The organism is Prosthecobacter sp. GW821-HT29F12 (assembly GCF_058803405.1).
This window is the reverse complement of the sequence record NZ_CM179517.1, coordinates 3,889,154-3,903,475: the sequence shown is the minus strand read 5'-3', so window position 1 is coordinate 3,903,475 and position 14,322 is coordinate 3,889,154. Positions and strand designations below refer to the sequence as shown.

General features: G+C 59.6%; 14 protein-coding genes. 7 read left to right on the top strand and 7 right to left on the bottom strand.

Going from position 1 to position 14,322, the window contains the following annotated elements:
* Positions 1-15 precede the first annotated feature (15 nt).
* The 3 genes from AC3RLQ_RS16080 to AC3RLQ_RS16070 are packed head-to-tail and all read right to left on the bottom strand — an operon-like array spanning position 16 to position 2,499.
* Positions 16-1,644: a sialate O-acetylesterase gene (locus tag AC3RLQ_RS16080; RefSeq protein WP_493029710.1), complete on the bottom strand. Its 1,629-nt coding sequence runs from the start codon at positions 1,642-1,644 to the stop codon at positions 16-18.
* Positions 1,645-1,689: 45 nt separating this feature from the next.
* A complete protein-coding gene (locus AC3RLQ_RS16075) occupies positions 1,690-1,902 on the bottom strand; it encodes a hypothetical protein (RefSeq protein ID WP_395732968.1) in 213 nt (70 codons plus the stop codon).
* A 42-nt stretch (positions 1,903-1,944) separates the two neighbouring features.
* Positions 1,945-2,499: an ion channel gene (locus AC3RLQ_RS16070; protein WP_493029709.1), complete on the bottom strand. Its 555-nt coding sequence runs from the start codon at positions 2,497-2,499 to the stop codon at positions 1,945-1,947.
* 95 nt (positions 2,500-2,594) lie between these two features.
* Here AC3RLQ_RS16070 and AC3RLQ_RS16065 point away from each other — a divergent pair, with 95 nt between their 5' ends.
* The 3 genes from AC3RLQ_RS16065 to AC3RLQ_RS16055 all read left to right on the top strand — a co-directional run bounded on the left by AC3RLQ_RS16065 (position 2,595) and on the right by AC3RLQ_RS16055 (position 5,758).
* The gene (locus tag AC3RLQ_RS16065; RefSeq protein ID WP_487686515.1) at positions 2,595-3,545 is read left to right on the top strand and encodes an efflux RND transporter periplasmic adaptor subunit; all 951 of its coding nucleotides are present in this window, start codon (positions 2,595-2,597) and stop codon (positions 3,543-3,545) included.
* A gap of 110 nt (positions 3,546-3,655) precedes the next feature.
* Positions 3,656-5,014, top strand: coding sequence for a threonine synthase (thrC, locus tag AC3RLQ_RS16060; protein WP_493029708.1), 1,359 nt, complete (start codon positions 3,656-3,658; stop codon positions 5,012-5,014).
* Between the two features lie 54 nt (positions 5,015-5,068).
* Complete coding sequence (locus AC3RLQ_RS16055) at positions 5,069-5,758, top strand: hypothetical protein (protein WP_493029707.1); 690 nt, start codon at positions 5,069-5,071, stop codon at positions 5,756-5,758.
* On the opposite strand, the gene argA is transcribed toward AC3RLQ_RS16055, so the two are convergent.
* From argA to AC3RLQ_RS16040, 3 genes are read right to left on the bottom strand one after another with little or no spacing between them, the layout of a single operon-like run.
* Positions 5,659-6,987 carry an amino-acid N-acetyltransferase gene (gene argA / locus AC3RLQ_RS16050; RefSeq protein ID WP_493029706.1) on the bottom strand — a complete coding sequence of 443 codons (1,329 nt, stop codon included), beginning with the start codon at positions 6,985-6,987 and terminating at the stop codon, positions 5,659-5,661. The two genes, AC3RLQ_RS16055 and argA, sit on opposite strands and share 100 nt — an antisense overlap.
* Positions 6,984-7,268: a hypothetical protein gene (locus AC3RLQ_RS16045; RefSeq protein ID WP_493029705.1), complete on the bottom strand. Its 285-nt coding sequence runs from the start codon at positions 7,266-7,268 to the stop codon at positions 6,984-6,986. Before AC3RLQ_RS16045 ends, argA begins: the two co-directional genes overlap by 4 nt.
* Before the next feature lies 1 nt (position 7,269).
* Positions 7,270-8,655 (bottom strand): MFS transporter, encoded by a 1,386-nt coding sequence (locus tag AC3RLQ_RS16040; RefSeq protein ID WP_493029704.1) that lies wholly within the window; start codon positions 8,653-8,655, stop codon positions 7,270-7,272.
* A 204-nt stretch (positions 8,656-8,859) separates the two neighbouring features.
* On the opposite strand from AC3RLQ_RS16040, the gene AC3RLQ_RS16035 reads away from it, so the two are divergent.
* Together AC3RLQ_RS16035 and AC3RLQ_RS16030 are read left to right on the top strand one after the other, a co-directional pair.
* A complete protein-coding gene (locus AC3RLQ_RS16035) occupies positions 8,860-9,588 on the top strand; it encodes a peptidoglycan recognition protein family protein (RefSeq protein WP_493029703.1) in 729 nt (242 codons plus the stop codon).
* A gap of 6 nt (positions 9,589-9,594) precedes the next feature.
* On the top strand, positions 9,595-10,521 hold the full coding sequence (locus AC3RLQ_RS16030) for a hypothetical protein (RefSeq protein ID WP_493029702.1): 927 nt from the start codon (positions 9,595-9,597) through the stop codon (positions 10,519-10,521).
* A gap of 5 nt (positions 10,522-10,526) precedes the next feature.
* Here AC3RLQ_RS16030 and AC3RLQ_RS16025 read toward each other — a convergent pair whose 3' ends face one another.
* On the bottom strand, positions 10,527-11,453 hold the full coding sequence (locus AC3RLQ_RS16025; protein ID WP_493029701.1) for a dihydrodipicolinate synthase family protein: 927 nt from the start codon (positions 11,451-11,453) through the stop codon (positions 10,527-10,529).
* A 67-nt stretch (positions 11,454-11,520) separates the two neighbouring features.
* Here AC3RLQ_RS16025 and AC3RLQ_RS16020 point away from each other — a divergent pair, with 67 nt between their 5' ends.
* Both AC3RLQ_RS16020 and AC3RLQ_RS16015 read left to right on the top strand, forming a co-directional pair.
* Positions 11,521-12,840, top strand: coding sequence for a PQQ-binding-like beta-propeller repeat protein (locus tag AC3RLQ_RS16020; RefSeq protein WP_493029700.1), 1,320 nt, complete (start codon positions 11,521-11,523; stop codon positions 12,838-12,840).
* A 102-nt stretch (positions 12,841-12,942) separates the two neighbouring features.
* Positions 12,943-14,313, top strand: a complete 1,371-nt coding sequence (locus AC3RLQ_RS16015) for a DUF1501 domain-containing protein (protein ID WP_493029699.1) — start codon at positions 12,943-12,945, stop codon at positions 14,311-14,313.
* Positions 14,314-14,322: the final 9 nt, after the last annotated feature.

Sequence of the window (14,322 nt, the reverse complement as noted above, 5' to 3'; positions counted from 1 at the left end):
GCTAGGCTCGAACGATCATGGTTTGGCAGGCGCTGGCTTTGCCGGTGTCGCCTCTTTGAAGGGAGACACGACACCGAGCGTGGACGGCAGGAAGTCATCGGTGCGGAAGCAGGAGGCAGGCAGGCCCTCGGCATTCATGAGATTGGCGCCTTCCGGCCAGCTGGCCCAGGCATAGCGCACACCGATCGGCTGCGGCACGGACTCGCTCCAAACAACGACTTCGCTGCCTTCGATCTTGGCTTTGGCCCATACCCACTTCTGATCAGCTCCGGCGATCTGGAAGCTTTTCGGTTCACCTCCATCACGGGTTTTCAGACCCGAGCCGGTGTGGGTGAACTGAACGCGAATCTTGTTACCCTGAACGACGGAGGAAAGGTAGAGCGGGCCGCAGGATTCGGCGCCGGACTTGCCGTAGTCCTGAGCTAGCGCCAGCAATGCGAGACGTCGGCCGACCTCTTGCTTGTTCTTGGGATGGATGTCGTTTTGCTCGCCGATGTCGTTGATGATGGCGATGCCGCATTTGTCGAGCGTCTGAGCCGTCAGCGTTTGTGCTTCCTGAAGTTCGGCCCAGGTGTCGGGGACGCCGGGGTCTGTGGTCACGGGCTTGCCGTTGCCAAAGTTTGCCAGCTGCACAATGTAAAACGAGAACGCGTCCACCCATTGTTTGCGCCAGTCATTGATCATGGTGGGCAGGAGTTCCTGATACTGGAAGGCGCGGCGTTGGTTCGACTCGCCCTGATACCAGATGACGCCTTTGATGGCGTAGGGAATCAGCGGGGCCACCATGCCGTTGAAGAGTACAGCGGGGTGGTGCGGCGTCTTGGTGGGATCTTCCGGCGGGCGCGGTGCTTGGGGCTTGGCCTTCTTCTGATTGACGGGCAGCTTGGCGTTTTCAGCATCGATTTTCTGCACCTGCGCCTGCCAGTCGGCCTTAACTTTGTCAAAGGCTGCCAGTTCCTTGGGGCCATCCCATTTGGCGACGGCATCTTTCCAATCGGTGAGCAATTCGGCGGCGCAGGGCCGTTCTTCGAGCGCCTCGCGGCTCGTCCAGGCTTCGACACGTGTGCCGCCCCAGGAGGTGTTTATCAAACCGACCGGCACTTTCAGCACCTGATGCAGGTGCCGGCCAAAGAAATAACCCACGGCGGAGAAATTGCCCACATTGGCGCTGGTGGCCTCTTTCCATGCGCCTTTGCAGTCGGTCTGGAGCGCCATGCTCGGGCTGCGTTCGACATTGAACATGCGAATCTGGGGATGATTGGCGGCGGCGATTTCCTCCTGAGCCTTGCCGGCCTGCTGAACGGTCCATTGCATGTTCGACTGCCCTGAGCAGACCCACACTTCGCCAACGAGGACGTTTTTCAGCGTGATCGTGTTTTTCCCTGCCACCACGAGATCGGCGGGCTGGGCATTGGCATTCATGGGGTTCAGCGTGAGCGACCATTTGCCGGTCTGATCCGTGAGCGAACTGTGCGACTGATCACCGAAGGTCACTTTCACGTCTTCACCGGCTTCAGCGGTCCCCCAGACGCGAACGAGCTGTGACTGCTGCAGAACCATGCCGTCGGAGAAAATGGCTGGCAGTTTGACCTCGGCCTGCAGGCTGGTGGCCAGCAGGAGGAGACTGAGAATGGCGTATTTCATGGTGAATTGTCGTATGAGGGCGGGGCCGGGCAAGTAAGCCAAATGTCAGAGCAGGGTGCTGTCATCTGAGCGCTCCAGACGGCCGATCTTCTTTTTGATCGTCTCCAGCAGCACCGTCATTTCATGTACGCTGCGGAAGCACTCTTTCTGCGTCTCCTCATCCGCCAGTCCGGGCACGGCGGGGTGGATCTTCATGAATTGCAGCGCGATGTTTTTGCAGGCTTCGCGGATTTGAGCGATGGCGGCGGGTCTGTCCATACCGTCAGCGTAGAGCGCCCGCCCGCAGGTGCAAGATGCGGATCAGTCTTCGCGCGGCTTCCGCACACGAAGCGAATCCTTGAGGCTGACAAAATCCGAGAGCAGGAAGATCACGGTGAAAAAGGCCAGCAGCACCTCCATCATCGTGACCAGCTTGGCCGGGATGGTCAGCGGCGTGACATCGCCAAAGCCGAAGAAGGAGAAATTCAGCACGCTGAAAAAGAAAAATTCGAAGAGCTGCTCACTCTGGTTCCACGCGGCGTCGATCGAGCTGAAACTCGCCGGTTCCGCCGTTTCCAGGCACCAGTAGTCGAGCGCAAAGGCCAGCGTGATCTGCGCCATGTTCACTCCCATGATGCCGAGAACACGGTGATAGGGCATGTCATCCTGCGTGGCCATCAGGATGTGCTGGAGGTTTTCGACGAAAAAGAAGACTGTCTTTGCGAGTGCAGCCGCCAGCACCACCAGGCAGAACGTGCGAGCGCTCAACCAGTGCGCCCCCCACAGTGCCTGCAGCCCTGCGGCCACCAGAACAATGACCACGACCTCACCGCCCTGGCGGATGACCTGCCTTGCAATGCCCGGTTCATTTTTCATTGCACGGATTTGAGACTTTCTTGCCCCCTTCGTCGAGCGTAATTTCGTCCGGCATTCGCCATTCGCCTTTCCGATTTCTCATTTTACCTCCGCCCATGAATCTCGTCTCCACCGCCATCCGCTACTCCACCTACCTGCTTGCCGTTGCGGGCGTGATCGGCATGGGGTTTGTGCTCCAGACCATCCGCAGCCAGGAAACCAAGATACCGCCACCGCCTGTCCTGCCGCCTCAGAAGAACGCGCCCGATGACATCGCGGCCACCGGCATCCTCGAAGCCAAGGACGAAAACGTCGCCATTGGCGTGCCGGCACCGGGTCTGGTCGAAGCGGTCAAAGTCGCGGTCAATCAAGTCGTGAAGGAGGGCGATGCACTGCTCATCCTGGATGATCGCGAACTGCGCGCCTCGTTGCTCAAGCAGCAGGCGGCCATCGCCATTGCCCAGGCGAACATTGCCATCAACCGCGCCCAGCTGGCGAAGGTGCAGGACATGCTCGACCGCATGACGTCCATCACCGATCAGCGTGCCATCAGCCAGGACGACCTGCGCAACCGCACCAACGACGTGCTCGTGGCCAAGGCGCAGATGCAGGCCGCTGAAGCGCAGCTTTCCTCCGCCAAGGCCGACGTGCAGCAGACCGAACTGCTTATCGACCGACTCACCGTCAAGGCACCGAAGGCAGGCACCATCCTTCAGGTCAACATTCGTGCCGGCGAATACGCCTCCCCGGCGAACAAGGAGCCCGCGCTTGTGCTGGGAGACATCTCCACGCTGCATGTCCGTGCGGATGTGGATGAACAAAACGCCATGGAAGTGGCTTCTGATCGCGACGCCACCTTCTCGCTGAAGAGCGACTCTTCGAAAAGGTTCAAAGCGCAATTCGTCCGCATCGAGCCCTACGTCATCCCAAAGGTCTCCCTCACCGGCGCCAGCACCGAACGCGTGGACACCCGCGTCCTGCAGGTCATTTACAAACTCGACAAACCCAAGGACCAGCCTCTCTACGTGGGGCAGCAGGTGGATGTGTTCATTGCGCGGAAGAAGTGAGCCATTACCCTGAGACGAGCCTAAGGGGGCGAAAGACCGCGCATGATGTCCGCAGAGACTCGTTGAGTCTCCCCGATTTCCACGCATGAATACTCCCCTCAATCATTCGCATGCATTACCTTTCCACCCGCGGCCAGACGAAGCCGCATACTTTTTCTGAAGCCGTTGAAGCCGGGCTGGCACCGGATGGCGGACTGTTTCTGCCGGAGAAGCTGCCGAACATCGCTGACAAACTGCCGGCGTGGTCAAAGCTGACCTATCCGCAGCTCGCGGCAGAGTTTTTTACGCTCTTCGCGCCGGAGATCAGCAATGCGGAGTGGCATCAGCTCACGGCGGAGGCGTACCGGCGCTTTGATTCGCCCGACGTGGCTCCGCTGAAGAAGATCACGGACAAGACTTACGTGCTTGAGCTGTTTCACGGGCCGACGCTGGCCTTCAAGGACTTTGCGCTGCAGCTTCTGGGACTGCTCTACAAACGCCAGGTCGAGCACACTGGCAAACGCCTGTCCGTTCTCGGTGCGACTTCGGGGGACACGGGTTCAGCGGCGATCCATGGCTGTCTGGGGCGCGATGGCATCACGATTTTCATTCTCTATCCCAATGGCCGCGTCGCGCCGTTACAGGAGCGCCAGATGGCCTGCACGGGAGCGGACAATGTTTTCGCCATTCCCGTGCCCGGCACCTTTGACGACGCGCAGCGCGTGGTGAAGGAGACCTTTGGCGACACCGCTTTCGCGAACTCGGTGAACCTCTCCGCCGTGAACTCGATCAACATTGCCCGCGTGCTGGCGCAGTGTGTTTATTACATCTGGGCGTCATTGAAGCTGCCGGAGAGTTCACGCGCTACGGCGGAGTATGTCGTGCCCACCGGAAATTTTGGCAATGTGCTGGCCGGATGGATGGCTCAGCAGATGGGCATGCCCGCAGGTGGCTTCCGTGTGGCTACGAATCAAAACGACATCCTTCACCGCTTCTTCACCAGTGGTGAGTACAGCCAGAGCGACGTGCACCCCAGCCATGCTCCGAGCATGGACATCCAAGCTGCATCGAACTTTGAGCGCTTCCTCTATTACATCCTGGGTCAAAGCTCCGAGCGCGTGCGTGAGGTGATGACGCAGATCAAATCCGGCGCTCCATTCAAGATCGAACTGCCCAAGACCTCCCTGCGCTCCACACGCATGGATGATGATCAGATCGTCCGCGTTATCGCCCAGATGTGGAAGGACTGGCAATATGTGCTGGATCCGCACACCGCCTGCGCCTTCACCGACATGGCGCAGGACCGCGTCAGCGTCGTGCTGGCCACCGCGAGTCCGGCGAAGTTCCCCGAAGTGGTGCAGCAGGCCACGGGCAACGAGCCTACGCATCCGACGCTCGAGGCGCTGAAGTCGAAATCGCTGCAAACCTGGCCGATGGCTGCGGATGTGGCGACGGTGCAGGAGTTCATCCGGCAACGAACAAGTCACTGAAGCAAGGCTTGACGTGCAAGGCGGCAGCTTGGTTTAATACCCAAAAGGCCCCTCATGAAACTACCGTCCCTTTCCTTCGACTTCATCAAATCAACGGACCTTTCCCCCTACCTGACCAAGGGGGTGGATTCGGGCAATGGTGTGACGCTCATGATCGGAGATTTGTACACCTACCTGTTCCTTGGCAGCGGGCCGCTGCTGGTCATCGCTTCTTTCGTGCTGGTGAAGGTCATGTATGGGCGGGTGAAATTCTTTGCGCTGGAATATGGCAACGGTGGTTTCTTTGGCCGCCTCAAGATCATCGGGCCGTCCATCATCCTGGGGGTGGCGCTGTTTTTACTCGGTGGGGGGGCAACCTGGCTGGGATGGCAGAGCATGGGCTATTCTGTGACTCTTAGCGCCCAGGGGCTGCATGAGGTGACGCGCAGCCAGTCCATTCGATATGAATGGTCCGATGCGACGAGCGCTGCTGAGCGCATCAAATCGACGGATTTCTGGGTGGCCTTTGCCAAGGGGGGGGCGCAAATGCCGCGTGGATTTTCAGCAGCGCTACATCGGCGAAAAACTCCAGGACAAGGCGATCACGATTGTCGAGCAGGCGCTGGCCTATTCCAAGGTGCCGCGTCTCAAACAGGACGGCAGTTCTATTTCAGCGCCTTGACCAGCACCTTTGAGTTCCGTCCGCTCTTGTCGTACTTTTCACGACGGCTGAGGGGCAGGGCATCAGGGTCGGTCACGGTGTAGCCCATTTTTTCCTCGAAGAAGCGAAAGGCCTGCGTGCTGAGAGCCACGATGATCTCGCAGTTTCTCTGCCGCGCCTGTTCTTCAGCGAAGGCCACCAGCTTGCGGCCGTGGTTCTTGTTTTTGTGCGAGCGACGCACAAAGAGGCAGGCCAGTTCGGCGATCTTTCTGCCGTCCTCCTCATAAGCATGCACGGCCACGGAGCCGATGGGATTGCCGTCGAGTTCGAGCACGAAGAAGTCTTTGATCTTGGATTGAATCTGGTCGCGCGTGCGTGGCACCAGCGCGGCATCGTCCACGCTCTGCTGCATCATGGAGAGCAGGGCAGGGACGTCGGAGGCGCGGGCCTTGCGGATCTGCTGGTAATCATCCGCATGGATCATCGTGCCGACGCCTTCATTGGAGAAGAGTTCGGCCAGCAGCGCTTCATCCTGAGTGCCATCCACGATGTGAACCCGCGGCACGCCTTCCTGGCAGGCCAGTGCGGCGTAGCGCAGCTTTGAGAGCATGCTCACGTCATGCTTGGAATCCTTGCGCTTGTGCATCTCCTTCGCTTCCGCGACGGAAAGCTGCTCCAGGCGGGTGCCATCGGCGGCGGTGATGCCGGACTCGGCCACGAAGATGACTTTCGCCGCCTGCAGGGCGATGGCGACCTCCACGGCCACTGCATCAGAGTTCAACCGCAGCGTGGCGCCTTTGCCGTCATAACCGAGCGGTGGCAGAATGGGGATGATGTCGGCTTTGAGCAGTGCCCGAAGCGATTCTTCATCGACGCGCTCGATGCGGCCCGTGAATTCGAGATCAATGCCATCTATCACGCCCGCTGGATGCACTGCGAGCGCATTGGAAACAGCCACGGGCATTTCCAGTGCGGTCAGATCAGCCATCAGGTCGCTGCACTGCCGCATGATGGCGTCCACCGCGATCTCGATGCCTGCGGCGTCGGTCCGGCCCATGCCGTCGTCATTGTAGAGAGAGATGCCGCGTTTCTCGGCCAGCATGCGCACCTGCGCGCGTGCGCCAAAGACGAGCACGACCTCGATGTTCAGAGATTGCAGCACCGCCACATCTTGGAGCAGGCTGGCAAAGCCCGGCTGCATCATCAGTGCGCCATCAAAGGCGATCACAAAAACGCGCTGCCGGAATTGTGGCACATAGCGCAAGATGCCGCGCAAGTCTTCGAAGCGCTGCTGGGGTTTGGCGGGGTCGTTGTTCACTGTTGGAGTGATCAAGATAGCACAACACCAGCAATTTCGTCCCAAAGTTTGTCGATCTCCTTGGGGCCGTGCGAAGGCCTGCCGGCTTTCGAGAACCAGTAGTCCGCATTCCACTGGTCGCCTTCGATCACATGGAGCAGCGCATGAATCCAGGAACCCATCTTCGTGTGGATGTCCTGGGCGATGTTGTGCGCGGCGTCCCAGTTCCCCTGCTTCGCATGCCAGAGGGCGAGCGCTTCAGGGGAAAGAGCTTCAGCCTGAGCTTGTGTGGCGTTTTTGAGTTCAGCGGCGGTCATTTCAATCGTCTTCTGGAAGCGGCTTGCCCTTGGTTTCAGGAGCGAATGGCAGAACGAGGATGCCCATGAGGAAGATGGCGCACATGGTCATGGCCGCGTAGCGCAGGGGCAGCGCTGGATCCTGGGCAGCGAACTTGCCATAGATGCCGGAAGTGAGGGTGGCGGAAAAGAAGCTGCCACCAGCGGCGGCGAAACGGCCCAGGTTGTAGCAAAAGCTGGTGCCCGTGCTGCGCAGCTTGTTCGGGAACAACTCCGGCAGATAAATGGCGAAGCCGGCGAACACACTCAGCTGCGCGGTGCCCATGAGGAACATCATCCAGCGTGCTGAGATCGGGTCGCTCATCTTCCAATAAACGAGGAAGGTGGAAATAAGTGCGGCACTGAAGCCCAGGAAGAAGGCCAGGCGGCGGCCCAGCTTGGCCACATTGGTGAACAAGGTCATGCCCACGGCGGCACCCATCATGTTCCAGAGATAGGCCACGGAGATGGCGTTGTTCACTTCGGCGGCCACCTTGTCAGGAGCAACGCCCGCCTTTTCAAAGTACTGTTTGAACACCACCTTCTGCAAATCGACGGCGTACTCGCCGATGGCCCAAAGGCCGATCACGCCCGTGCTGGCGATGACAGCGCCCACGAACAGGTTTTTGCGCCAGCGGGCGCTGGCCAGCAGGCTGGCATATGGGGCGAAAATACTTCCCTTTGGCAGCTGGTTGGTGTCCTTGAGGTGCTGCCATGAGGCAGGCTCCTTGAGGTAGCCACGGGTGAAGATGATCATCAGCGCAGGGGCCGCGCCGATGAGGAACATCCAGCGCCAGCCCGATCCGGCGGTAATGGTGTGGTTTGCTTCCAAGGCATCAATGCCGATTTTTGCAAAGCCTGCTGTGATGTTCCCGATGGTGGACAGAATTTGCAGCAGTCCAAGGCACTGGGTGCGCGCGCCATTGGGAACGGTCTCGGCGATCAATGCCACGGCAAGGCCAAACACGCCGCCCACGCCCACGCCGGTGAGGAAGCGGAAGATGGTGAAGTCGAGCTGGGTGCGGCTGAAATAGCTCAGGCCGGTAAAGGCGGAGTAGATCAGGATCGTCAGCGTCAGCATTCTGGCGCGGCCAAATTTGTCTCCCAAGGCACCGAAGGTCAGTCCGCCGACACCCCAGCCGATGAGGAAACAGGCGGTGACGACCTTGCCGAAGGCCTGCAAATCAGGATTCGTCGGCGGCAGCTTCATCAGCTCCACCAAGGCCGGCACACGAGCGAGCGAAAACAGGCGCTGGTCCAGGCAGTCAAAGAACCATGCGGCAGACGCGACGATCAATACAAACCAGTGGTAGCCGGTCAGCTGCTTGTACCAAGGCGCATTGGAATCGGGAAGGGACGGGGTGCTCATGAGAAGCGCGGATGTTGAATGACGTGGAGGAGGATGACAATCCCGAAATCAAAGGAATCATGCCGCACCAGAGGGGCCGTTTCTTTCACCTATTCGTGGTCGGCTGGAGAAGTTTATGAGGCCGGAAAGTGTGGCAGGTACGTTCTGCATGAACTTGCTTGAACAAGCGCATTGAATTTTGACCATTGGCCTTTAAACACTCTTATGCGCAAAAACGTCGCAATCCTCCTACCACTGACGCTTGCCTTCGTTGTCGCGGCCTGCGCCACTTACGACGGCTCTCGCGTGGCACGCTGGGAGTCGCGCTTTGCGCCGGTTCCACCCGGAGCCATGACGCCGGACCAGCTGCTCGCGGAAACGCACATCAAGCTCGACATTATCCCCGCCGGCACGGTGGGCCGCCGCTACTACCGGCCGATGAATCCGCGCTACATCACCATTCACAGCACGCAGAACTACACCGGCAATGCCTATCAGCACGCGCTGGCGCTGAAGCGCGGCGCCCTGCGTGCGACGAAACGCAAGGGGGGCAACCGCATCGGCTTTCTCACCTGGCATTTCACCGTGCAGGATGATATCGCCATCCAGCACCTTCCCTGCCGTGAGCAGGGCGAGCACGCTGATTTCGACGGCGTCGGCAACAATTACAGCATCGGCATCGAAATGTGTGAGCACCATGGCAATGACCTTGGCCAAACCATTGACCGCACGGCGCGGCTGGCCGCGTATCTGATGCGTGCGTATAACATTCCGCTGGATCACGTGGTGCCCCACTATCATTGGCCGCGTGTCGGCGTCAGTCCGCTTCACAAGGACTGCCCGCATTTCCTGCTGGAGAATGGCCGCCCGGGGCAGACCTGGCGGTGGTTTCAGGGACGTGTGCAGTTTCACTACAACCGCATGCTGCAAGGTCCGGCAACGCCGCTGGGTTGAAAAAACATGAATGCGGTCCTGCTCCAGTTTGCTTTTGCTCTCACGGCAGTTTCTGTCTGCTGCGGGCAGAGTGTCGGCGCATGGCCGGAAAAGCCGGTGCCCAGCACGAGCAAGCAGGTCGCCATCCTGGAAGACAAGCGCCTCAATGAAAGCTCCGGTCTGGCGCTGGGTGTTCGTGATCCCTCGATTTTCTGGACCTTGAACGATTCTGGCGGCGAGCCCTGTGTCTTTGCCATCGACCGCGGTGGTAAAACGCGTGCCAAGGTGCGTGTGAGAGATGCGGCGAACTTTGACTGGGAGGACATCGCCTCCGGTAAAGATGAGCAAGGAGCTCCGACGCTCTTCATCGGGGACATCGGCGACAACCTTTTCATCCGCGCGTCTATTCAGGTCTATCAGATCCCCGAGCCTGAAATCAGTACTGCGGGTAAGCCTGTGGCGGAAACTGAAACCGCCGCACCACAGATCTGGCGTGCCAACTATCCTGACGGGAAGTACAACTCCGAAAGCCTGCTCGTGCACCCGCGGACCCGCCGACTTTACGTCCTGACCAAGAGTGATGACGGCAGGTGCGCGCTCTACGCTTTTCCACAGACCTTGCAGCCGAAGGTGAGCATGGTGCTCGAAAAAGTGGCCGATCTGACTTTTCCGAAGTTAATTCGCGCCGGCAAGCGACCGCATGACAACTGCATGACCACTGCGGCATGCTTTTCGCCGGACGGATCACGGATGGTCGTCGCCACCTACAGCAGCCTGTATGAGTGGCTGCTGCCCAAGGAAAAATCACTCGCCGAGGCCCTGAAAGAAGTGCCGGTACGCATCGAACCCGAACTCCTGCGGCAGTTGGAAGGCGTCTGCTATGATAGTGACAGCCGCACGCTGTGGATTACCAGCGAACACCTGCCGACACCTCTGATTCGGATCACACGCTGATCCACTTATTTGACCCACTCGAAAAAGCCCATGGCTTCGAGTTCGCCGTGCAGCCTGTCCTTTTGTGCAGGGCTGAGCGTGGTGTTGGGAAGGCGCGCCGGACCGACATCGACCCCGAGCATGGCCATCACAGCTTTTGCCGCACCCATGTAGCCGTAACTGACAAGGGTGCTGATGATCTGCACTCCGCGGAACTGCTCCCGCTGAGCAGCGGCAAAATCGTTCTGCGCAAACGCGGCCAGCAGGCGCAGGTAAATAGGAGCGGCGAAATTGAATCCGCTGCCGACCGCACCCTTGGCACCCATCGCCAAAGCGCCGAGCATGTGCTCATCGCAGCCGAAGGGCACATCCCAGGCACCATTGTCGGCACGCAGCGCGTACTGGTAGGCCATGAGGTCGGGATTGGTGAACTTGATGCCGGCCAGATTCGGGATGCGCTTGCCTGCCTGCTGCAGGAAATCGGGCACCGGGAGATTCACGCCGGTCATCGAAGGAATATCATAGTAGTAGAAAGGGGTGTCCGGCGCTGCTGCGGCGATCTGGGCCATCGTCTCCACCAGCACCTCGACGTTCTTGGGCTTGAAGTACATCGGCGCCAAAGCTGCGATGGCTGCTGCGCCCAATTCCTCGGCCTGCTCCGCCAGCGCTTTCGCATCGGCAACGCAGTTAGCTCCTACGTGAACGACCACGCGCATGGCGGTGCCCTTCGTGACCGCCATCCAGAATTTGGCCAGGAGATGGCGCTCTTCATAGGTAAGCGAGTGGCTTTCGCCGGTGCTGCCACCGATGAAAACGGTGTTCACTCCTTTCGACAGGAGGAACTCCAGTTGTTTTTCCACGACCTTGAGATTGAGGGAGCCATCGGGATGAAATGGAGTGTGGGTGGCCGTGACCAGGCTGTGCAGGCGTTGGGAGTCGGGCAGGTTCATCATAATGCTCCAAACCTGCGATACACGAAATCCTCTGCAACATGATTCATGGTGGTGAGTTTGTTTGTCCATGCGCGCTGCCTTTTTCATCCTTCTCCTGCTGTCCGCCATGCTTCGTGCCGATGACTGGCCGCAGTGGCTGGGGCCTCAAAGCGACAGCGTCTGGCGCGAGTCCGGCATCATCGACACCTTTCCAGCAGGTGGTCCCAAGGTGCTATGGCGCGCGAAGATCGGTGGTGGCTACACCGGTCCGGCCGTCGCGGAAGGCCGGGTTTATATCATGGATCGCCAGGTGGCTGAGAAGAGCAACGTGCCCGGCAATGCCTTTGCGCGGGGCATCATTCCCGGCACCGAGCGCGTGTTTTGTCTGGATGCGAAGTCGGGTGCGCTCGTTTGGGAGCATCGCTACGAATGCACTTACACGATGAGCTATTCCACCGGCCCGCGCTGCACTCCGGTGGTGAGCGGTGGCAAAGTGTGGACTCTCGGCGCGGAGGGAAACCTCCTGTGCCTTGATGCCGCAAACGGCAAGGTGCTATGGTCGCATGACTTCAAAGCCGAATATGGAGCGAAGACACCGATGTGGGGTTTTGCCGGACATCCGCTGCTCGATGGACAGCGCCTGATCTGCCTCTGCGGCGGACCCGGCAGCGTGGCGGTCGCTTTTGACAAGGACAGTGGCAAAGAAATCTGGCGTGCGCTGGATGCGCGCGAGCCCGGCTACTGCCCGCCGACGATGATTGAGGCAGGCGGTATGAAACAACTCATCCTCTGGCATCCGCAGGCGGTAAACTCGCTTGATCCTGCCACGGGCAAAGTGCTCTGGTCCTATCCATGGGATGTGCGTTTTGGCCTCACCGTCGCCACCCCAAGGCTTGCGGGAGATCTGCTCCTCTTCAGCTCGTTCTACACCAGTTCAAAATGCTTCAAGCTGGATGCCTCCAAGCCTGCGGCCACGCTGCAATGGGAAGGCAAAAGCTTCAGCGAAAAGAACACTGACACACTGCACAGTCTCATCAGCACTCCGTTCATCGAGAACGGTCACATCTACGGCGTGTGCAGCTACGGTCAGCTCCGCTGCCTGAAGCTCGACACCGGCGAGCGCCTCTGGGAAACCTTCGCCGCCACCACCGGCGGCCCTCCCGTCCGCTGGGCGAACGCCTTCATCATCAAACATGAGAACCGGTTTTTCCTCGCCAACGAGCAGGGGGATCTCATCATCGCCAATCTCACGCCAAAAGGTTATGCAGAGACCAGCCGCGCCAAGCTGCTGAAACCCACCACCACCGATCCACGCCGGGCTGTGGTGTGGTCACACCCCGCTTTCGCAAATCAGTGTGTCTTCATGCGCAATGACGAGGAGATTGTATGCGCGTCACTGGCGAAGTAATCCTCTGCCCCGAAGAATTCCCTGCTGGCTGCCGTATGGTTGCACATGCCTTCCGCCTCACCCCAGCCTGTTTGTTCCGGTCCCTTGGACCGACGTGGCTTCATGCGCTTCGGAATCACGGGGTTTGCGAGCCTGGGCTGGCCGGGATTGCTCAAGCTGCGCGCTGAGAATGCCTCGAAGCCTGCGCGTGAACGCACCGCTGTCATTTTGGTGTGGTTGCGCGGTGGTTGCTCGCACCTCGACACCTATGACCCCAAACCGGACATCGGCAGTGAGTATCGTGGCCCATTCAAGACCATCAAAACCAAGGTGCCCGGAATGCAGCTCACCGAGTTGATTCCATTGCAGGCAAAGATTGCCGACAAATTCACCCTGCTGCGCTCGATGACGCACACCGGCGGCGGACATCCGGCTGGATCGCTGCAAATGCTCAGTGGAGATACGGATGCGCGTGACAAACCCAAGCCCTTGCTGCCGGACTGGATGACCGTGGCGAATTTCATGCGCTCGAAAAACAAGCGCGGCAGTCCGCTGCCGAACTACATCGGCGTGAACCCGATCATCAATTACGACAGCTTCACCATCGCCGGACCGGGCTTTGTGAATGCCGCCTATTCGCCGCTTGCGGTGCTGAATGATCCCAGCCGTCCGGATTTCGCTGTGCCAAACGTCGGCCTGTCCGACCCGTCCAAGCTGGCCCGTCTGAATGACCGCATGGCCTTGCTGCACAGTCTCGACAATCTGGAACGCAACGTCGATGCCGCAGGTGAAATGGGCGCGATGGATCAGTTCGAAGCCCAAGCGATGACGCTGCTCACCAATCCGCAGACGCGGCATGCGTTCGATCTCTCCAAAGAAGACAAGCGCACGCGCGAGCGCTACGGCATGCATCGCTGGGGGCAGCAGCTGCTGCTGGCGCGCCGGCTGGTTGAATCGGGTGTGGAAATCATCACAAGCTGCCTTGATGGACCGCAATGTGGTCGTGTGGGCAACTGGGACGATCACGCCGTCAACCACCATGTCTTTGATGCGCTACGCTTCCGTGCCGGAGCCTTCGATCAGGCCGTTTCTGCGTTGATTGAGGATGTGTATGCGCGTGGCCTCGACAAACGCGTGCTCGTTGTGGTCAGTGGGGAGTTTGGGCGCACACCCAAAATCAGCCACGTCGCCAGTTCCGGCGCCGGCGAGGCCAGTGCACCGACGGGTGTCGTGCAGCCGGGGCGCGACCACTGGCCGCGTGCCTTTACCAATCTCTGGGCCGGTGGCGGCCTGCAAACCGGCGGCATCATTGGAGCCAGCGACAAACGCGGCGAAGACGTGGTCGAGCATGCCTGCTCGCCGCACGATTTCCTCGCCACGATTTATCATCATCTAGGAATCGACTCCGCCAAAGAAACCATCAACGACTTCAGTGGCCGCCCCACCCCCATTGTGCCTAACGGGACGCCCATCAAGGAATTGATTCGAGTGTAGGTGAGAGGA